The sequence below is a fragment of the Vibrio sp. M260121 genome (assembly GCF_036533715.1).
Taxonomy (GTDB): Bacteria; Pseudomonadota; Gammaproteobacteria; order Enterobacterales; family Vibrionaceae; genus Vibrio.
The window spans coordinates 76,363-96,706 of the sequence record NZ_JATABF010000015.1 but is presented as its reverse complement, the minus strand read 5'-3'; the positions used below and the strand labels follow the sequence as shown (position 1 = coordinate 96,706).

18 protein-coding genes and 1 riboswitch are annotated in these 20,344 nt (G+C 44.9%); of the genes, 7 read left to right on the top strand and 11 right to left on the bottom strand.

From position 1 onward, the window contains the following. From QTO06_RS10810 to QTO06_RS10800, 3 genes are all read right to left on the bottom strand, one after another. Window positions 1–705, bottom strand: coding sequence for a molecular chaperone (locus QTO06_RS10810; protein ID WP_331407985.1), 705 nt, complete (start codon window positions 703–705; stop codon window positions 1–3). A gap of 74 nt (window positions 706–779) precedes the next feature. Further along, entirely contained in the window at window positions 780–1,274 is a 495-nt protein-coding gene (locus QTO06_RS10805) for a hypothetical protein (protein ID WP_331407983.1), read from the bottom strand. A gap of 88 nt (window positions 1,275–1,362) precedes the next feature. Next, a complete protein-coding gene (locus tag QTO06_RS10800) occupies window positions 1,363–1,866 on the bottom strand; it encodes a hypothetical protein (protein WP_331407981.1) in 504 nt (167 codons plus the stop codon). 257 nt (window positions 1,867–2,123) lie between these two features. Here QTO06_RS10800 and QTO06_RS10795 point away from each other — a divergent pair, with 257 nt between their 5' ends. Beyond that, the gene (locus QTO06_RS10795) at window positions 2,124–2,759 is read left to right on the top strand and encodes a LysE family translocator (protein WP_331407979.1); all 636 of its coding nucleotides are present in this window, start codon (window positions 2,124–2,126) and stop codon (window positions 2,757–2,759) included. Next, entirely contained in the window at window positions 2,759–3,325 is a 567-nt protein-coding gene (locus QTO06_RS10790; protein WP_331407976.1) for a threonine transporter RhtB, read from the top strand. Before QTO06_RS10795 ends, QTO06_RS10790 begins: the two co-directional genes overlap by 1 nt. A gap of 99 nt (window positions 3,326–3,424) precedes the next feature. Here QTO06_RS10790 and QTO06_RS10785 read toward each other — a convergent pair whose 3' ends face one another. Continuing rightward, window positions 3,425–4,093 (bottom strand): ParA family protein, encoded by a 669-nt coding sequence (locus QTO06_RS10785; protein WP_331407973.1) that lies wholly within the window; start codon window positions 4,091–4,093, stop codon window positions 3,425–3,427. A gap of 469 nt (window positions 4,094–4,562) precedes the next feature. Further along, entirely contained in the window at window positions 4,563–5,939 is a 1,377-nt protein-coding gene (locus QTO06_RS10780; RefSeq protein WP_331407971.1) for an alanine/glycine:cation symporter family protein, read from the bottom strand. Between the two features lie 116 nt (window positions 5,940–6,055). Beyond that, a riboswitch (glycine riboswitch) is annotated at window positions 6,056–6,157 on the bottom strand. A gap of 530 nt (window positions 6,158–6,687) precedes the next feature. Between QTO06_RS10780 and QTO06_RS10775 the strand changes: the two genes are divergently transcribed. After that, entirely contained in the window at window positions 6,688–6,846 is a 159-nt protein-coding gene (locus tag QTO06_RS10775) for a hypothetical protein (protein ID WP_005434065.1), read from the top strand. 31 nt (window positions 6,847–6,877) lie between these two features. Then, window positions 6,878–7,612, top strand: a complete 735-nt coding sequence (locus QTO06_RS10770) for a chromosome partitioning protein ParA (RefSeq protein WP_331407970.1) — start codon at window positions 6,878–6,880, stop codon at window positions 7,610–7,612. A gap of 122 nt (window positions 7,613–7,734) precedes the next feature. Here the strand turns inward: QTO06_RS10770 and QTO06_RS10765 are convergent, their stop codons facing one another. Beyond that, complete coding sequence (locus QTO06_RS10765) at window positions 7,735–8,118, bottom strand: hypothetical protein (protein WP_009704311.1); 384 nt, start codon at window positions 8,116–8,118, stop codon at window positions 7,735–7,737. 275 nt (window positions 8,119–8,393) lie between these two features. After that, the gene (locus QTO06_RS10760) at window positions 8,394–10,331 is read right to left on the bottom strand and encodes an LTA synthase family protein (RefSeq protein WP_331407969.1); all 1,938 of its coding nucleotides are present in this window, start codon (window positions 10,329–10,331) and stop codon (window positions 8,394–8,396) included. 392 nt (window positions 10,332–10,723) lie between these two features. On the opposite strand from QTO06_RS10760, the gene cysS reads away from it, so the two are divergent. Beyond that, complete coding sequence (gene cysS, locus QTO06_RS10755) at window positions 10,724–12,097, top strand: cysteine--tRNA ligase (RefSeq protein WP_331407968.1); 1,374 nt, start codon at window positions 10,724–10,726, stop codon at window positions 12,095–12,097. Between the two features lie 70 nt (window positions 12,098–12,167). Here cysS and QTO06_RS10750 read toward each other — a convergent pair whose 3' ends face one another. From QTO06_RS10750 to proV, 4 genes are all read right to left on the bottom strand, one after another. After that, window positions 12,168–13,577, bottom strand: a complete 1,410-nt coding sequence (locus tag QTO06_RS10750) for an MATE family efflux transporter (RefSeq protein ID WP_331407967.1) — start codon at window positions 13,575–13,577, stop codon at window positions 12,168–12,170. A 225-nt stretch (window positions 13,578–13,802) separates the two neighbouring features. Beyond that, the gene (proX, locus tag QTO06_RS10745; RefSeq protein WP_138942471.1) at window positions 13,803–14,810 is read right to left on the bottom strand and encodes a glycine betaine/L-proline ABC transporter substrate-binding protein ProX; all 1,008 of its coding nucleotides are present in this window, start codon (window positions 14,808–14,810) and stop codon (window positions 13,803–13,805) included. Continuing rightward, window positions 14,803–15,921, bottom strand: coding sequence for a glycine betaine/L-proline ABC transporter permease ProW (proW, locus tag QTO06_RS10740; RefSeq protein ID WP_331407964.1), 1,119 nt, complete (start codon window positions 15,919–15,921; stop codon window positions 14,803–14,805). The genes proX and proW overlap by 8 nt, the downstream gene beginning before the upstream one ends. Before the next feature lie 5 nt (window positions 15,922–15,926). Then, window positions 15,927–17,114: a glycine betaine/L-proline ABC transporter ATP-binding protein ProV gene (gene proV / locus QTO06_RS10735; RefSeq protein ID WP_071236067.1), complete on the bottom strand. Its 1,188-nt coding sequence runs from the start codon at window positions 17,112–17,114 to the stop codon at window positions 15,927–15,929. Window positions 17,115–17,552: 438 nt separating this feature from the next. Here proV and QTO06_RS10730 point away from each other — a divergent pair, with 438 nt between their 5' ends. Beyond that, window positions 17,553–19,433 carry a DUF294 nucleotidyltransferase-like domain-containing protein gene (locus tag QTO06_RS10730; protein WP_331407960.1) on the top strand — a complete coding sequence of 627 codons (1,881 nt, stop codon included), beginning with the start codon at window positions 17,553–17,555 and terminating at the stop codon, window positions 19,431–19,433. Next, window positions 19,430–20,179: a 3'-5' exonuclease gene (locus QTO06_RS10725; RefSeq protein ID WP_331407959.1), complete on the top strand. Its 750-nt coding sequence runs from the start codon at window positions 19,430–19,432 to the stop codon at window positions 20,177–20,179. The genes QTO06_RS10730 and QTO06_RS10725 overlap by 4 nt, the downstream gene beginning before the upstream one ends. Window positions 20,180–20,344 lie beyond the last annotated feature (165 nt).

Genomic DNA, 20,344 nt, shown 5'->3' with positions numbered 1-20,344 from the left:
TTATTTTTCCTGTTCTATTTCAATCGAAAGATCGGAAACGTCGAATCCTTTTAATGGTTTCATCTCGAAAAAGCGAGTTGAATGAGGAAGGACAAGTGTGCCTGCGATCAACTTACTAATATCTAATCCTTTAAGGTATTTAGAATTGTTACCATCGGATAAATTCCAGTTAGTATTTGTCAACCTACCATAACTGTTTCCGTTATTCTCTACTTCCACAATCCATTTATTCCCTTTCTGTTTGATACTCTTTATATCTAAGTTTGCTGATGTGTTTTTTGGCTTAACATTAATTAGTGTATTGAATTGAAGTAATAACCCCATCTTAGCGCTTTGTTCTTCACCACGGGTTACTTCTACCTGTTTAATAGAGACACGATATGCTTTTGATTCAGAGATTGAAGGGTCACCTAAATAACGAATCATGACTGATTGAGAGCGACCGGGCTCTATGATTGCCGTTACTGGAATAACGAGCAATTCATCGTCTGCGGGTTTTGTTGTTTCTACACCTTGCTCATCCATGGTCATTGAAAAAGGATAGAGCTCAACAGTTAGGGGTACTCGGGATGTATTGTCGATACGCATCGACATTTGGGCTCGATTGCCTATAGGTTCAATCTCAGCAACCATAGGTTCAACCTTGTATGCGATAGCGTAAGAACAAAATAAAAATGTTGCGACTAGGATAATCCATCGAGTCATGTTGAGCTCCATCAATGTCAGCTTGGTATGGCTGTGTAGAAAGGGAGGCCATACGTTCAGCCTCCCAGAGGGGATTAGTTAGAAGTTACATTAACGGTTAGCGTGTCTGAGTAGCCACCTGCCCATGTTGCCACTTCTGTTGTTTGAACAGTCAATGTCGCATCAACACCAGATGCTAGACCCGAAGAACCCGGGTATGACAGCTCACTAGAGACATCGTTTAAACCCGGACCACCAGGTGCATTTAGATCAAATGATGGAAGACCTGTAGGTGCAAAAGTTGCGGTATAAGTTAGCGCGAAATCTTCATCATCATCCGATTCAAGACCACCCTCAGAACTGGTCAACGAAACGGTTGCACCATCGACATCGTTACATTTCATATCCAGATCGATAGAAACAGTTTGTTTTTGTGTTACATCACCAAAGTCGAGCAATTGAGTAGCAAGCCCTGATACTTCACATACTGGAGAAACATAACCCACTAATTGAACATCACCCGGACCTGCGTGAACTTGCGAACCGAAAATTGCTGTAACAGCCGCTGCACAAATCGTAAGTTTTTTCATAAAAAGATTCCTTTAACTTGAGAGATAACATACATGTTTAGCCCAAATCCCACCGAGCTAGCCTTTCTCTGTATCGAATACAGAACTCCTAGTTGATGACGCTGTTAATTGAGGGGAATACATCAATTTCAATCACGTCTTCGTAATAGCCTGCGTATAGCAAGCGATCTTCTAGCGTTATTCTTATTTCTCCTAATGCCGAAAATGGAATAACACCTGAACTGTCAAAGCGTTTTTCAGAGAGTAAGTCGATACTTTTTACTTCTTCATGAATATTGGCTTTGTTAATGTTAATTTCAAATAAATACTCGAATGGAGGGATGTCGTCTCGGTTGTCCAGTTTTAATCCGCCATTCTTTGAAAACACACTTACACCAAGTGGTTGATTGCAATATATATCCAATGGTAATGTCTTGATATTGTGTTCGGACAAATCTATTTTCTGGCCTGACGTGAAGTTTATCTCACACCGATCTTCTAATTTGCCAACAAGACTCATCGTTAAGGTATTGGCACTACTAAACAGTGGCGCAAAAACAAATAACCACATTGCGATCATCAGGCAGCAATGAAAAAGAATGATATATCCCATTTGCACACCAACTTTCGTTTACTTTGTGTTGTTGAAGTAAACTATAATTCCTGATGAAAATAGAGGAGTAGTAAACGAGGTTGATCGTTTTTATAAAAGTTGTAGAAATAGTTGTAACTCTCTTTATATAAGGAAAAACTTATGCGTATTGCCTTGTACGTTATGTGAGTTTCAACGATGACGCTCACAAAAGTTGCTTGCGCATTGTGTGGATTGACGGTATTGATGGGTGATACACAACAACTTATTAAAAGAATATGGATATTTTGAATTTTGAGGCATTTCTTATTGCCATTACGATTTTGACGCTCACGCCGGGATTGGACACCGCATTGGTGATTCGCAATACAAGCCGCGCAGGTCTTAAAGATGGTTGTACAACCAGCTTGGGGATCTGTTTCGGGCTATTTGTTCATGCGCTGTTTTCTGCTGTGGGTATTTCTGCCGTTCTTGCCCAATCTGCTGAACTGTTCCAAATGGTGAAGATGGTAGGTGCCGCTTATCTAATTTGGCTTGGTTTGAGCAGCCTACGTGCACTGATGAAAACAAATGGCGGTATTGCGGTTTCTGAACAAGCGCATCAAGCTTACAATGGCAAACGCTCATTCCGCGAAGGTTTCCTTTCTAATGTATTGAACCCAAAAACCGCCGTTTTTTATCTCGCTTTCTTGCCTCAGTTTGTAAACCCAGAAGGTTCTCCATTGTTGCAATCAATGATGATGGCTTCAATCCACTTTATTATTGCGATGGTATGGCAATGTGGTTTGGCTGGCACTTTGAACTCAGCAAAAACACTCTTGAAAAACGCGAGCTTCATGAAGTGGATGGAAGGGGCAACGGGTGCTGTGCTTGTAGCTCTCGGTATTAAACTACTTGTAGAAAAGCCATTTTAATGCGTGTTCTTATTCGAATTGTCATCGCTTTAGTTCTTTTTATCGTCGTCTTGCTCGGGATCGTCACATGGAAGACGGTTCCCCAGTTGAACTTCGCCGAGAAAGGGATGAGGTGGGATTGGCACTGGGCTTACTTTGAGCCTTTTTCCAATGGTATCCAAGCCACGCGCACGCAAGATACTAAACAGCTGTTGTTACGCCGCGTTTACTTAAAAGAGTCAACCGCAGTATTTGTAGGAACCACACTAGACAATAAATTCGAGATTGATGTGGTTAACCAAGAAGCGTGTAAGCCAGAAAGTAGCAAGTGGGTGTCCGTTTCGGTGAATGGTCAGCCTATGTCTCATGTTCCTATGCTTTGTGAAGATTCGGGGGAGAGCTACATTTATCGCTTTGTTGGCAGCAAGCTAAGAAGCCTAGAGTTTGGTATTGAGGATGACTTCATTCGCGAAGACTTCAGTCAATGGCCGATTTCAGAAATAAAAGCGGACCAGTTCAAGCAGCAACACTCATCTTTCTTTAACAAGCAAGGTGATGGTGAAGAGCACCAATGGCTACGAGATTAAGTTTCTGGTTAAACTTTAAATAGAACAAAAGAGACAAGCGCCGATGCTTGTCTCTTTTTATTTGTCTGGAGGTTGAGTGCTAGATAGTGATGAAGCTTGTTACCCTAACCACTTAATCACGTTATCCCACAGGATTGGGTCTACGTTCCTTGCATCAACCAACTCTTTGTCCATGAAAGGTTGCTGATACACTTCGGACTCGCTCATGATGCCTAGTGTTTTGAACTGGCGGAAGAAGCGCAAAAGACGCATAACGCGATCGAGCCTTTCGTCTTGATGAACGCATCGGTTGATGACAAAACCAATTTTGATTTGGCGAGACTTAAAGATGTGTTTCTCGATCAGCGTGTTGATGAATGGCAACGACGCATGCAAATCGATGGGTGACGGTTGCATTGGTATGACTATGTAATCGACGTATCTAAGATAACGCACTAAGTCGCTCTCTGAGAAGTTTGCCGGAGAGTCGATCACCACGTAATCTGTCGCGTTACTGACCTTAAGCGTGACAGCGATATTAGACAAACTGCGAAAGGAAGGGTTATAGCTCTGATTTGGTAGTTCATCGATGCCATTGGCCCAACGGTTGGTAGATTGCTGTTTATCGAAATCTATCAATTCTACCGTATGTCCATTTCCGATGAGTTTGCTGGCCAAACTGGCAGAGAAAGTCGACTTTCCCACACCACCTTTGAGATTTAAGACGATGATCTTTTTCGCTTTTGAGTATGCGATACTGGTTTGGCGTTGTTTTACAAGCGGCAGCAAACTGTTTTCCCCAAATTAATAAATCAGGGCATTATGTACAAACTGTTAACTTAATTGGTTGGCATCCCATAAAATCATTCCTTGCTAATGCTAATGCTAATGCTAATGCTTGTTTGGAAGCTCGTTTTCCCTTATTTAATCGGTGCTCAAAGCGAAGAGTGTTCTGAAATGAGTAAAAAAGCCCGCGATGGGGAGTCGCGGGCAAGTTGTTGGTGATTCGTTGTAATTATTATTGAGGGTTAGTTTGCTGCCTGAACGGTCATCTCTGCACCTTCAAACCCAAGTGCGCTTAGCTCATCAGCGGCTTTGTTGCGTAAAAGAATTATTAACTACAGTTCATCTCTATTTATCAAATGTTAGGCTGCTTATCCCTTACCTGGCGGTTTGGACAATCAACAGGCCAAGAGGATAGTTCTGTTTGATAGAGCTAAACAGGTCACATTCACTATTACGCAACAAAGCCCTTGGATTATGCTTTCACTGCATCAAAATCATCCGATTGAGATGACGGCTTGAAGAACAGTTTTGTTTCTTCCAACACCACATGGCGCAGAGCAATCAAACCAATCAGGTTAGGAATTGCCATCAGACCGTTTACGATATCAGCCAGTAGCCAAATCATATCAAGGTGAAGGAACGCACCAGACGCCACCAGACCAACGAAAATCAGCTTGTATGGAAGCACTGCTTTGGTACCGAATAGGAACACAACGCAACGCTCACCGTAGTAGTTCCAACCAAGAATGGTGGTAAACGCGAAGAACATGAGACCAATAGACACCAGCATTGGGCCTAATGTCTCTGCGTTCAAACCAACGGCAAATGCGTGTGTTGTCATCGCTGCACCTGCAAGGTCACTTTGCCATGCACCCGTAAGGATCAGAGCAAGACCTGTCATGGTACAAATGATGATGGTATCGAAGAAGGTACCCGTCATTGAAATCAGTCCTTGTTTAACACAAGAGTCTGTTTTCGCTGCCGCAGCTGCCATCGGTGCACTACCCAAACCTGATTCGTTTGAGAATACACCGCGAGCGATACCTGACTGGATGGCTAGCATAATGCTTGCACCCAAGAAACCACCAGTCGCTGCGGTTGAAGTGAAGGCAGACACCAACACCAACTCAACGGCGTTTAGCAATTGGTCAGCGTTCATGATGATCACGCTCAAACAAGCCAGTACGTAAAATACTGCCATTGCCGGAACCACTTTACCTGCAACACTCGCGATGGATTTAATGCCACCTAAAGTGACAAACGCAACCAATAGAGTCAGGATGAAAGCAGCAAGTTCACGGTTTACACCGAGAGAAATTTCGCTGGCATCAAGAATCGCGTTCACTTGAGGGAAGGTACCGATACCAAAACACGCTACACCCAGTGCAAATACCGCAAACATGATCGCAAGCGCTTTCGAGCCAACACCATATTGTAGGTAGTACATAGGGCCACCAATCATTTGGCCTTTGTCGTCAACGCGACGATATTTCACCGCAAGAAGACACTCCGCGTATTTGGTTGCCATTCCGAATAGAGCGGCAAGCCACATCCAGAATAGGGCACCAGGGCCACCAAGTTTGATTGCGGTAGCAACACCAACGATGTTACCTGTACCAATGGTTGCAGACAGCGCAGTACACAGCGCAGCAAAGCTAGAAACGTCACCCTGTTTATCAGATGACTTATCTTTACGAAATACCATCGCTAACGCAGTTGGTAGGTGCTTAAATTGGATCAAGCCTAGGCTAAAAGTGAAGTAAACACCGGTACCCACGAGCAAAAGCAGCAGTGGTGGACCCCAGACAAAGTTATCAATGGTTTGAAGTAAAGATTGTAGGTCGTTCATGATTTCCCCTTAATAAAACAACTAATAAGGAGAAGAGGGAAAGGACGAGATCAAAGATCTCGAATAGCCATGCTATTCAAAATAAGGCGGGAACGCCAAATAGTTAGGTTGTTACTTTCCACTCCTCTGTCCTTTTGCCTGAGAGTTTCACCCCGCACACATGTGCAGGACTTGCTCCTTCGGCGACCGATTTAACGGTTCTCTCCAGAGGTTCCTCCAACTACAGTCCCCGCTACCAAGGTAGCACCTGAAATAGTTAATTCTTCGGCGAGTTACCCTAACCAAATGTTAAGATTTGGTTAATAACCACTCTCCTGCAGTCTTCATCGGAACATTTACTCAATCAAATGAGTAAAGGTTAGTTAATGATGCTGGTCACCATTAACGTGTGAACTCTATCATGTTTTGTTACCATTTCAACACCCAAATGAAGATTTATTTTCAACACATTATGCGGGTTTTGCTGTCTTAGTTTCATAGACTTGCTGATTAATTGAACAAATAACTCTCTATGTTGCTCATTCTTGGTATGTATGTAAGGGAAGAGACCAATCGTAGGGTTTGATGAGAGTTCTCTAGGCTGGTGATAAGTTGTTCAGTTTAGAACAGAAAATTGATCAAAACGGGAGCAATCGCTTCAAAATCTACGCTAAGTTGACCATAAGCTACGTAGAAATAGGTTACAATGATTCCTTGCGCAACTGTCTATGGAATCGGATAAGTTCTTATTATTGGACAAGGAGACGGTATGACCAGATTGTTAGCCATAGCGGTATTGATTGGAGTAGCGTTTGTGCTATTTCGTTATCGTACCAATGAAAAAGTCCAAAAGGCGACCGTGATTACCTTGATCGGCGCGTTCTTAATTTATACCGCATCAATCATGATTGCGGAACTCACTCGCTAGCAAACCAGTAGAGTCCTTGGAGTAAGATACGGTGACTTCTCAAAATAATATTGAAGACCAAGACGAAGTAGTTGTCATTGAGGAGCGCGATAAGCGTACTCACATTTATATCGCGATTGCAGCCGTGTTAGGTTTAGCGTTCGGTGGCTTAGCTGGTTCTGCAATGACAGCAAGCAAGTGGGAGTCGACCTATCAAGTGTTGGAAGAAAAGTACCAAGCACTGGCACAAGACAAAACCAACTTGGTCTCTCAAGTAAAAACACGTGAAGCGGGCTTAGATAAAGAGATCGATGCTAAAGTCGCGACACTGTTGGCAGAGAAAGAAGAAGCGCACAAAGCGCAACTCAAAGCACTTCAAGAGCAACTGACTGAAGTAGAGAAAGTGAACTTGTCGCTTGAATCTCAAGTGAAGGAGCAGAAAGCGACGTTGAACACGACCAAGAGCGAGAACGACAAACTTAACCGTCAAGCAGACATGCAAGCGACCATATTTGAACGTTCACGTGAAGTGTTCCGTAAAGAGCTGCAAATCTCACAAGAGCTTGAGTCACTAGAAAAAGAACGCCAAGCGTTGTTACCGAAAATCGAGACGCTTAAAAAAGAGTGTGATGTTTTCTTAGAAGGTAAGTCTTGGGATGTGAAATCTGACGCGTGTGACAAACACGATGAAGCGAACTCACGACTAAGCCAAGTTGACCAGCTCATCGAAGTTCACAAGATGGACTTGAAACAGATTAAAGAAATCACTGAAGACATGGGGCTGTAGCATCAAAGCATAGAGCGATTACGATCTTCAAAGATTTAGAAACAGAAAAGGAGCTCAATGAGCTCCTTTTTGATGCGCGATGTTTCGTTAGAACTATTTTTCGTTAGGGCAATTGCCAGGGATCAGATGCGAGACGCGTCGTAGCCTGAAGCCAACAGCAATTCACGCTCGTGCTTGATCAGCTGAGCACGATCTTCGATCAGTTCGTTAAGTGCTTGAGAAGGTTTCCCCGCCAGCGTTTTAAATGCATCAAACGTCTCGGCACTGTCGATTTCATCAATCATGCTGCTGATGACGTTACGCGCTTCGCAAGGGTTATCATCGGTGGTGAAGTACTCTACTTGTTTTGCCGCAGACTTCATTTCGGTCAGCAGTTCTAATGGGCTACTTTCTTTTGCCACTGCCATGTAATTATCAAGTACACGCTTCGCATACAACAATTCTTTTAGTGGGATATCTCGGCCACTTACAATCAGCGATTCATTAAGGATCATACTTGAGCTCATTGGCATTCCTTTTTTATCAATAATTCAAACTTCTTGGGCATTGGCTTGAGTCTAATTTATTGAAGTCTGAATGGGAATGGCTAAAAAGCACATTATTAAACGATTTTTTGATTATTTACGCTTTGGCAGTGATTAGATAAGCAAGTGCTGTGTCCGAAGAGGTCAAGTGAAACTAAGCCCAAGTCATATACGGAGTTGAGTTGTTTTTAAGTGAGTGGCTGGTTTTGTAAAAGGAGATAAACAAAAGGAGCGCATTGAGCGCTCCTTTGTTGTTTTTATTGTATTGCTTTTGAGTTGTACCAGTCGTTTTGGTACGCCTTAGAGGCAAACAAAGCGTTGGCCTTAGCGCGCTCAACGATTGCTGGATCCACTTCAATAGGCTTCATGGTTTGGTTATCGAAGTTGTACTGCATGGTCGATACCTTTTCGCCCGGCGAGAACACAACGAGGTTATCTCGGGTTAAGTAACCAAAGTTCTTGTCGTATTGCATCATGGCACGTTCGTCTTTGCGTGCGAGAGGCTTAGTAAGATCACGGCCAATCATCGGCGTTTTCGCATCCACACCAATCAAAGAAAGTAGCGTTGGTGGCATATCTAGGTTATTGGCAATACGGTCGTCTTTACGTGGCTTAATGTCTTTACCAAGAATCAATGCTGGGATGTGGAAGTGCTTCACTGGCACTAAGTTAGCTCCGGATACACGGGCATCGTGGTCAGCAATGATGATGAAGACCGTGTCGTCCCAGTAAGATGATTTTTTCGCTTTATCAAAGAAAGTACCAATCGCGTAATCGGAATATTTCACCGCATTATTACGCGTCATGTATTCAGAGTCGTAGGGCTCAATCTTACCTTGTGGGTATTCGTAAGGGCTGTGGTTGCTCGAACTGAATACCAAGCTAAAGAAAGGCTTGCCGGTTTTTGATAGACGTTCGAACTCTTGATCTGCCTTGGTGTAAAGGTCTTCATCACTCACACCCCAAGAGCCAACAAACGATGGGTTTTCGTAGTCTTTCTCTTCGATGATTTGGTCAAAACCGTTACCAAAGAAGAAAGTCTTCATGTTGTCGAAATTTGCTTCACCACCATAAATGAATTCTGTGTGGTAGCCATTGGCTTTCAGAAGATCCGCAATCGTAAAGAAGTTGGTTTGACTCTTACTTAGCTTTACAACCGCACGAGATGGCGATGGTGGGAAACCTGTTGTCACCGCTTCAATACCGCGAACAGAGCGAGTACCGGTTGCGTATAGTTGCGTAAAGCTCCAGCCTTCCGCCATTAACTTGTCGACGTTTGGAGTGAGTGGTAGTCCGCCTAGTGAACCCACGAACTGCGCACCTAAACTCTCTTGCAGCAAGATAACCAAGTTCTTTGGTTTGCCCTGATAGGTTGCTTCGTTGCTGTTCATGGTTGGCAGAACTGACGGATCAAAATTTGACTTAGCAGAAGAGGCACGAACGAGATCGAGCATCTTCTGGTTATCCATTTTTCCGTAGAACTCTTCTGCGCTCTTTTCTGATTTCATATTGTTTACAGCAAACAACAGAGAGTAAGAGGAGTTTAGTGCCAGATCATTCATCAGTGGGTCGTTAGAGAACGCTACCATTGCAGGGTTTAAAGGGCGATGTCCCAGAGAAGAACGTGCGCCAGCAACACCAATTAGAACCACTAAAATGGCAAGAACAGGACGCCATTTCCAGTTTACTTGTTGTGCGTTGTCGGTGAGCTTTTTACTCCATTTCCAACCAAGGAAAAGGGTAAGCGCCGTGCCTACTGCGCCAATAAAGAGCTCTAGCTTGTAACCAGTCCAAAGCATGCTGAACACTTCTTTTGGATAAATCAGGTATTCAACAAACAAGCGGTTTGGGCGTAGGTCGTATTCTTGAATAAACGGAGCAGTGGCCAACTCCATGTAAACCAAGATCCACAAACCTGCGACCATCCAACAACGTAGAACCCATTTCCAGCATTCGCCGACCTTACCTTGAACAGGCAATAGAGCAGAAAGTAAGCCCGGAAGAATGAACAGCCAGCAGATAGTGGCAAAGTCTACGCGTAGGCCCTGACCCAAAATGTAGATAAGGTCGTTAAAAGACTCGATTCGGTCAGAGAGCCAAATTGCGAGTAAAATCCGCGAAACGGACAGAAAAGCAAGCGAAAATAGCGCAAATACAGCAATAGGCTGCAAAGGCCCAAATGCGGGCTTCTTCATAAATATTCCCTAATTTACTGATGTAACTGATTTTTATGGCGTGTCTTTTATCAAAGAAAACGTGAAACAAACGTGAAATATAAGGTTTATTTATAAATTTAATTGTAATGATTAGTACGGCTTTGTAAGGGGGAGTAATGCCATACGGCATGCGCAGTTCGGTTTGTCGCCACGAAACGCGTCAAAATCGTAGGGTTGATTTCTATAGATTTCTTATTTAGGGTGTTGGGTATGAACTATTTAGCTATTTCTATCTCAACCAACTGTTGTTGCACCTCCCAAGACGTGCGGCGGCTTTCGCGTAGCTATTAGTTAGCAAAAGATCATACAGACATATTAAAGGCCGCCGATGTTTTCATCCGCGGCCTTTTTGCATTTAAGGGAATAACAATATGAGTCAGTCAAAATTACAACTATTCAATACACTGGGGCGCACCCTTGAGCCGTTTAACACCATCGAATCCGGTAAAGTCGGGTTGTACGCTTGTGGTCCGACGGTGTACGACTACGCGCATGCAGGTAACTTAAGAACCTATCTTTTTGTGGATGTGTTAAGGCGCACGTTAGAGCTCAATGGTTACGACGTAAACCACGTTATGAACATCACGGATGTTGGTCATTTGGTGTCTGATGCCGATACCGGTGAAGATAAAATGGAGAAGGGCGCGAGAAAACAGAACAAGTCCGCTTGGGAGATCGCAAAGTATTTTGAAGACGCGTTTTTAGATGATCTTACTAGCCTCAACATCACTAAGCCTTCCATCATTTGTCGCGCTACCGAGCACATTCAAGAACAGATTGAATTCGTCCAAGAGCTTGAACAAAAGGGCTTTACCTATCAAACCTCCGATGGCGTTTATTTTGATTCGGCCAAGCTTCCAGATTACGGAAAACTTGCCAAACTGGACCGCGAGGGCTTAGAAGCGGGCATTCGCGTCGAAATGGCAGAGAAAAAGAGCCCAACCGACTTCGCACTCTGGAAGTTTAGCGGCGACACACCAAGACAAATGGAATGGGAAAGCCCTTGGGGAGTCGGCTTTCCGGGGTGGCACATTGAATGTTCTGCGATGGCAGAGAAATACCTTGGGGAAGTGTTCGATATTCATGTTGGTGGGGAAGACCATATCCCAGTTCACCACACTAACGAAATAGCTCAATGCCAAGCGAAGAATGGACACGTACAAGCGAATTACTGGCTGCATGGCTTCTTCCTTCAATTGAACAAAGAGAAGATCTCCAAGTCCGGTACGTCACTTCGTCTTGATGCGTTAATCGAGAAAGGCTATGACCCGCTGGCTTACCGTTACTTGGTGCTGACCAGTCACTATCGCAGTCATTTGAGCTTTACGTGGGAGAGCTTGGATGCCGCACAAACGGCTCTAAAGCGCCTGAAAGCGAAAGTGTCGGCATTACCACAAGGTGGCAAAGTCGACCAAACGTATGTTGAGCGTTTTATGTCACTCATCAACAACGATTTAGCCATGCCACAAGCGATCGCATTGATGTGGGAGTTACTCGGAAGTGCATTAAACGATGCAGATAAAAAGGCAATGGCGCGCTATTTTGACCGTGTGTTTGGTTTGGAGCTTGATAAAGTAGAAGAAGAGGAAATCCCTCGCGAGATCATGGAATTGGTAGAGTTGCGTTTGCAAATGAAAAAGCAGAAGGAATACCAGCAAGCTGACGAAATCCGCCAGAAAGTTGCCGAACTCGGCTACAGAATCAACGATGCTGGCGATAACTCAACGGTAAGTAAACAAGGCTAGCAAGCTGGAAAACAAAAAGGCTCACTGCGATAGTGAGCCTTTCTAGTTGAAACGATAAACGCTTTCGTCGTTATTGAATCGCTAACTCAGGTTGCGAAGCAGTATTCACTTCTGCGGTTTGATTGTACTTCTTAATCACTAGCGTCAAGCGAATCAGCATTGCAATTGCTGCGGTGGTTAAGCCCGTCACGATACCAATCCAGAAGCCTTCTTCACCCATTGCAGGAACGATTTCATCTGTGATACCCAGCAACATACCCAGTGGAAGCGCCAAGCCCCAGTAGGCTAGAATCGCCAGAATCATCGGGATCTTAGTATCTTTGTAGCCACGCAGAGCGCCGTTTGCAGACGTCTGTAGCGCGTCGCTGAACTGGTACATTGCAGTAAACATCAACAGAGTAGCCGCCGTTGCGGAAACTACCGGATCTGTGGTGTACAAACGAATGATCCACTCTGGGAACTGCAGGAAGAAACCGACTGAAATCAGCGACAGTAGCGCTGCGGTAACAATACCCACCAAGCTGCGGTGAGAAGCTGTCTCAAGCTTTTGTTCACCCAAGGCATGACCAACACGAATCGTGATACCAAAGGAAAGGCTCATTGGGATCATGTACGTCATGCTAGAGATGTTCAGTGCAATCTGCGCCGCCGCAACGTTCTCTGCACCAATACGACCAATCAACAGAGCAATCACTGCAAAGATGCTGCCACAAACCGCGATGTTCAAACCAATCGGCATACCGAGTTTGAACAGCTGTTTGATCTCTTGCCATATCGGTTTTAACTCAGCGAAGTGCAGAATGTTTTTGTAATGATGATGGCGTTTGATGTAGCTAAATAGTAGGGCAGACATCAGCCAGTAAACCAAGCTCGTAGCCCAGCCACAACCAACGGCACCCAATGCTGGCATGCCGAATTTACCGTAAATCAGAATGTAGTTAACAGGGATGTTTACCAACAAACCAATCACCGAAATCAGCATGGGTGCGCGAGTGTTGTTCATCCCTTCGCAGAAGCCATTCAAGGTGTAGAAAAGCGCAATGCCCGGTACACCAAATGCCAATGCAACAACGTAATCACTGGCGATAGGAATGATCTCAGGCGCAACGCCTAAGCCAACCAGAATGCTTTCACCAAGCAGCAAATAAACAATCAAAATTGCGCTAACGAACGCAGACAACCAAAGCATCTGAATAAACGCGATACGCACGTTATCCAAACTTTGTGCGCCGCGGTGGTAAGCCACGACAGGTGTTAATGCCATGATGATGCCGCGAAGCAATAGCGAAACGGGTAGCCATAAACTGGTACCAAGTGCGATCGCGGCTAGGTCGGCAGCACTCACTTGGCCTGCCATTGTGGTATCGATAAAGCCCATCGACTGAGTGGCAAGCTGCATCAGAATGATAGGGATCGATAGATGTAACAAAGCGCCCGATTCTTTAAAAAAACGAGAAAAAGAGGAAGGTGTGTTTTGCATGGATGTAGTTAAACACCAATATCAATGCACCAGTGGAAGCAGGATGGCGTTGTGCATTGTAGGGTGTGCCGCGTAGGCAGGCGCAATATACGGACTTTTGTTCTGCCATTCAATATGTAATTTGGATCACAGAGAAACGATTGCGAAATGAGTTTCGGATAAAAAAGCGCCAGCAGTTTTGGTTGCTGGCGCTTGGTCTTATTTAGGAAGGAATTCGATAGTTAATTACAGTGACGCTTTTTTAGCTTCTGCAACCCAAGAGTCAAACAATTGTTGGTTTGCTTTGATCCAGCCATTAACGTGAGACTCGATATCCGCCGCGCTGTTTTTTCCTTGACTCATCATCATGTTTTGCGCGCTGACATCGTTGATGTTCAGCTTAACGATTTCGAACAGTTTTGCAGCAGAAGGGTTTTTCTCGGTAAAATCTTTGTTCGCCACGATGCGCATTGAGTTCATTTCAAACCCATAGTTTTTACCATTCTCAAGAGTGGTATCCACATCTTTACGTTCACCAGGTAGGGCAGAGAATGGGACTTCTAGCCAAACCACATCTTTACCCGGAACGAGTACGCCACTTACCCAATAAGGTGTCCACGTGTAGTACAAAATCGGGTCGCCTTTCTTATAACGAGAAATGGTATCCGCAATGATTGCCGCGTAGTTACCTTGGTTGTGTGTGACCGTGTCACGAAGTTGGTAAGCGTTAAGCTGCTCTTCAATTACCATTTCGCAGCCCCAACCTGGGTTACAACCAGTGAGGTCAGCTTTGCCATCGCCATTGGCGTCAAACAGTTTTGCTAGCTCAGGATCTTTCAGCTGACCAATGTTGGTGATATTGTACTTTTCTGCGGTTTTTTTATCGATTAAGTAGCCTTGAGCCGCACCACTAACGTACTGCCCTCGGCGGTAGAATTTATCATCACCACCTGACATCGTGTATTTGTCTGCGTGCAAAGGGAACCAACCCACAGCTAAGAACGTCGCATCGCCTTTTGCGATCGAAGTGTAGCCAACGTTGTAATCGACTTCCTTAGTTGGTTGAACATCGTAGCCCAACGCTTCAAGCGCGCGGTTAACAATAAGAGTTTGAAACGTTTCTTCGGCAACCGTTGATTGAACTGGTTGGACTGAAATGCCTTTACCCGGTAAGTCATTCGCTAAAGCTTGAGTAGAAAACGCCATCGTTGCTAACGTTCCTGCTGTTAGCGCTTTCTTCCATGAATTAGTCATTTGTGTTTCTCCTAAGTTTGAGATCAGGTTGGTTCGATTTGTTGGTCAGCTTTAAAAGGTAAGAAACTGGACCGGTGTGGTACCAACGTAACTTCGTGTTACCCGCGTTAGCGCCTAAAACTTGTGTGATACGGTCGAGTAGAATAGCAAGGATTACGATGCCTAAACCGCCCACCGCTGCTAGCCCCATATCCAAACGTCCGATGCCACGTAATACCATTTGTCCCAACCCACCAACTGCGATCATAGAGGCAATAACCACCATAGAAAGGGAGAGCATCAGGGTTTGGTTTACGCCCGCCATAATGGTGGGTAAGGCAAGAGGAAGCTGAATGCGGTACAGCATTTGCTTTTTGCTGGCTCCAAATGAGTGTCCGGCTTCAATCAGCTCTTCTGGGACCTGTTGAATACCAAGAATGGTCAAACGAACCACGGGAGGCAATGCAAAAATAATGGTGACCACCACGCCCGGTACATTCCCTATACCAAATAACATGACGATAGGTACTAAGTAGACAAAGGCCGGAGTGGTTTGCATCGCGTCGAGTATGGGACGTATGAACTTAGCGGCGGTGTTGTTTCTTGCTAGCCAGATACCAAGTGGTAATCCAATGATCAGACAGAAGAAGACGGATGTCAGTACTAATGCCAAGGTCGTCATTGCTTGGGACCAAGCGCCTATCAGCCCAACGAAGACTAATGAAGCGAATGTCGACATCCCCAAGCGTAAATTAGAGAATTGCCACGCCAATAAAAATAGAATGATGAGCATGAAAGGAGCGGGTGTAGAGACGAGCGCCGTTTCAAATGAGGAGAGAATGAAATCAATGGGAACGCGAATTGCCTGAAAGACCGGACGTCCATGTTCGACTAGCCAATCTAACCCAGACTCTACCCAAGTATCCAAAGGAAGGACCGCATCTTGAAAGGGATTCATGATATCAAAAGGGGCTTTTTCAACGGTTTCAGAGTTCAACCAGTCCATACTTGACGTCGTTTCACCGCCTTGTGACCAAGGATCACTTTGTTCTGTCGTGGTTGTTGACCACGGGTCGGTTTGTTCCGTTTCTGTCGTTGACCACGGATCGTTAGTGGTTTGTTCTGTTGACATGATGACTAATCCTTATCCAACGTTTGCAGAAGACGTGATTTTGTAACGACACCATAGTAGTGGCCTTGCTCGTCGACAACTGGGACGGCATAAGGAACACCTGCGACGACACCAAGAATGTCGTTGATCGCTTGGTCTGGCAGGAGGGTGACTTCGTCGATCAATTGTGCGCTGGCTAGTGAGCGATTTTCTTTGTGGGCAACGCGTAACGAATCAAGAGAAACAATGCCAGAATAGTGGCTAGATTTATCAATGACGATGCCGTAATCGCGGTCGTGATCCATCAATATCTGCATTGCGGACCCGGGACCATCATGTTCGGACTTCTTGAAAACAGCGGCTGGCTTTTTTCGAGCGATGTCTTTCACGGTCAGTACGTTTGCAACGTTGACACCTCGGAAAAAGGCTTCCACATAATCATTGGCAGGGTTATGAAGAATTTCATCTGGTGTACCGACTTGAACCACATCGCCATTTTGCATGATGGCAATACGATCGCCGATTCGCATAGCTTCATCCAAATCGTGAGAGATGAAAACAATCGTACGTTTATCGTCATTTTGCAGTCGAATAAGTTCATCCTGCATTTCGGTTCGGATAAGTGGATCGAGCGCTGAAAAGGCCTCATCCATCAGAAGGATATCAGGATCGCACGCAAGAGCTCGAGCGAGGCCAACTCGTTGCTTCATACCTCCAGACAGCTCATCCGGATAGGATTCTGCGTAGGCATCGAGGCCAACACGTTGCAAGGCTGATAACGCACTTTCTTGCCTGTCTTTGACGTTCACACCGGCGAGTTCAAGGCCAAAAGCGGCGTTTTCGATCACTGTCATGTGAGGCATGAGCGCGAAGTTTTGAAAAACCATGGAAATGTTATTTCGGCGAACTTCTCTAAGTTCATCTTCAGAAATGTGGGCAATGTCTTTACCTTTGAGGTAAACGCTGCCTTTGGTTGGTTCAATTAAACGATTGAGAAGACGAACGAGGGTGGATTTTCCTGAGCCAGATAGGCCCATAATGACAAAAATCTCACCTTCGTTGATGGAAAGAGAGACATCGTTAACGCCAACCGTTAAACCTGTTTGTTCAAAAATACGATCTTTATCGATGCCTTTCTCAATCAGCGAGAATGCGCGGTCAGGATCGTCACCAAAAACCTTATACAGTCCCTTAACTTCCAGTATGGGATCCATGTAAATCATCCTTAATTTTGAATATTTTGTAGTAAAACGTTTCGTACTCTAAGTAATTTGTAGTCGAATTTCAATGTTCGACAAAAGGTTTATGTCGTGACATTACACAAATTGGACATAAATGGGTTAATCAATGACTTGGTTTTAAATGATTTAAAAACAGTGTCTTATGTTGATTTGTGGTGCGTCGCAAAAGGAACTGAAATTGGCTATGAAATATTTTTGAATTTATTGTGGTTGATAAGTGACATTTTGAACCTAACTGAATCTTTCGCCAAGGGGACGCTTTAGAATGTCTTAAATTAGAGTTCAAATTAATGTGTTGGTGGCATGTTCTGCTATTTGAGTCGATTCATACCAACTCTGGATTTATTTATTGCCTGATTGAATGCTTGGTGATATTTATCGCCTTAGTTTAGGCAATGCATGGAATAAAGAATGGAAGCCGAGCAATTAGAAGTACTCAATTTCATTAGCCAATACCCACCTTTTGATGACTTACCGGAAGAGCACTTAAGAAACATCGCAATGAATGCTGAAGTCGCGTATTACCGCGCAGGGACGGACATTCTCAAGAAAGGCGATGACATTCGTGATTTGTACATGATCCGCAGTGGTGTCGTGGAAATCTTCCGCCGCAAAGGCGAGTTGTACAACCGTATCGACGCTGGTGGCTTGTTTGGACAAATGGGGTTGTTGATGAACAACCGTGTCCGTATGCCAGCCAAAGCGATAGAAGACACTTTGGTTTACTGCATTCCAGAGAAGATCTTCACTGAGCTATGTGACGAGTTTGAAAACTTCGCTGATTTCATGGAATTGGAAGACAGCGCGAGGCTGCGCACTGCTGTATCAAACCACTCAGATGGGAATGACTTTACTACTGCGAAAGCACGCAAGATCTTAAGCCGCGAGCCAGTAACGTTAGAAGCCAGTGCTACGGTGCGTGAGGCCGCAATCTTGATGGCGGAAGAGGGCGTCACTGCGCTTTTGATTGTCCGCGCACAAGAAGACATTACTGAAGACGATGATGACCAACTGCTTGGTATTTTGACCGAGAAAGATTTATGCGTTCGCGTTTTAGCTGAAGGGCGAGACAGCGACATCCCTGTGAGTGAAGTGATGAGCTACGACGTTGTGTCACTCGATTACAGCGCTTACGTGTTTGAAGCCATGCTGACAATGCTGCGTTACAACGTTCACCATCTGCCAATCTTAAAAGACAAAAAGCCAATTGGTGTGATCAGCATGACGGATATCGTCCGTTATGAATCGCAAAACAGTTTGTTGCTTGTGAGCTCTATCTTCCAACAAAACTCGGTAGAAGATCTCAAAGCGGTATCTAAACAAGTGAAAGACTGCTTTGTGCGAATGGTAAGTGAAGACGCAAATGCTCATATGGTTGGACGAGCAATGTCGGTGATCGGCAGCAGCTTCAAACAAAGACTGGCAGAGTTAGCAGAGCAAGAATTAGGTCCTGCGCCAATCCCTTATTGCTTATTAGCGATGGGTTCTATGGCGCGTGATGAACAGCTTATCGTCACAGACCAAGACAACGCGCTGATTCTGGATAACAGCTACGACCCAGCACTGCATGGTGAGTACTTTGCTCAGCTCGCAAAATTCATCTGTGACGGATTAGCCGAATGCGGTTACACCTACTGTACAGGCGACATCATGGCGACCAACCCAGAATGGCGCAAAACGCGTTCAGAATGGGAAGAGTGCTTTGCGAACTGGATTGATGATCCAACGCCAGAGCGACTTCTTAACAGCAGTATTTTCTTCGACTTACTTGGTGTATATGGACGTGTGAAATGGGCAGAGCAACTGAGCGGCTTCATTGTGCGTCGTGCTAAGAAGAACAATCGATTCTTAGCTTGTATGGCTTACAACGCGATTCGTCGCACTCCGCCGCTTGGTTTCTTCAAAGACTTTGTTATGGAGAAAGACGGTCGTCATCGCAATTCCATCAACTTGAAACGCCGAGGCACTGCGCCAATGGCGGATCTGATTCGTGTGCATGCTTTGGCAATTGGCTCCCGTTCGCAAAACTCGTTTGAACGTCTGGATGACATCAACAACGCGGGCATCTTACCGAAAGGCCGTGGCATGGACTTAAAAGATGCGATGGAGTTGATCTACATGGTGCGAATCCGACATCAAGCACTGGATATTGAAAATGGCGAAGAGCCGGATAACAATATCGAGCCAGAAGAGATGTCGGAGTTTGAGCGTCGCAACTTAAAAGCCGCTTTCCAAATCCTAAGCAACGCGCAGAACTACATTAAGTTCCGTTACCAGAGAAGTGGCAAATGATGTGGTTTTCAAAACAAAAGCAAGATATCACTGATTTGCTTGATACCAGCCAGACACCTGATTGGCCGATCTTCTTCGAGCAACTTGCCGAGCAAGCGAACGATACTCGATTAAAACGTTATTACTCTACGCCTATTGTGAATGGTGATACGCCATTAAAAGAGGTACCGTTTGTCTCCGTCGATTTTGAGACCACGGGTTTAAACGCCGAGGAAGATGCCATTCTCACCATAGGCTTGGTGCCATTTACGCTAGGGCGAGTGCAGTGCAGCGGCTCTCATCATTGGGTGGTGAATCCAAATCGAGAACTGAATGAAGAATCAGTGGTGATCCACGGTATTACCGATTCCGAAGTGAAGAATGCGCCGCAACTTGAACAAATTCTGGATGCCATTCTTGATGAGTTAGCCGGAAAGATTGTGGTGGTGCACTACAAAAATATCGAGCGTCAATTCTTCAATAATGCGTTGTTAAACAGTGTGGGTGAGGGGATTCAATTTCCAGTCGTTGATACGTTGGACATTGAATACGCGATTCAACGTCGTGAGTGTGAAGGTTGGTTAAATAAGCTCAAGGGTAAAAAGCCCGGTTCTGTACGACTCGGCCACGCGCGTGAGCGCTACCATTTGCCTGCTTATCAGCCACACCATGCGCTGACTGACGCTCTTGCTACTGCTGAGTTGCTTCAAGCCCAGTTGCAGTATCACTTTGATGGTGACATGCAACTGTCCGTGATATGGCAATAACTCATCCACATCGTCTATGAATTGGCGATAAATTTTATTAGTCGTCCTGATAACAAAATGCAATGCTATATCAGGACGATTAACGCTAAAATTACAAAGTAGAGCAACCCTTCTAAAAGCGACGTAACGATCGCAAATAAGCTTTGCAGCAAGTGACGCAAGAAA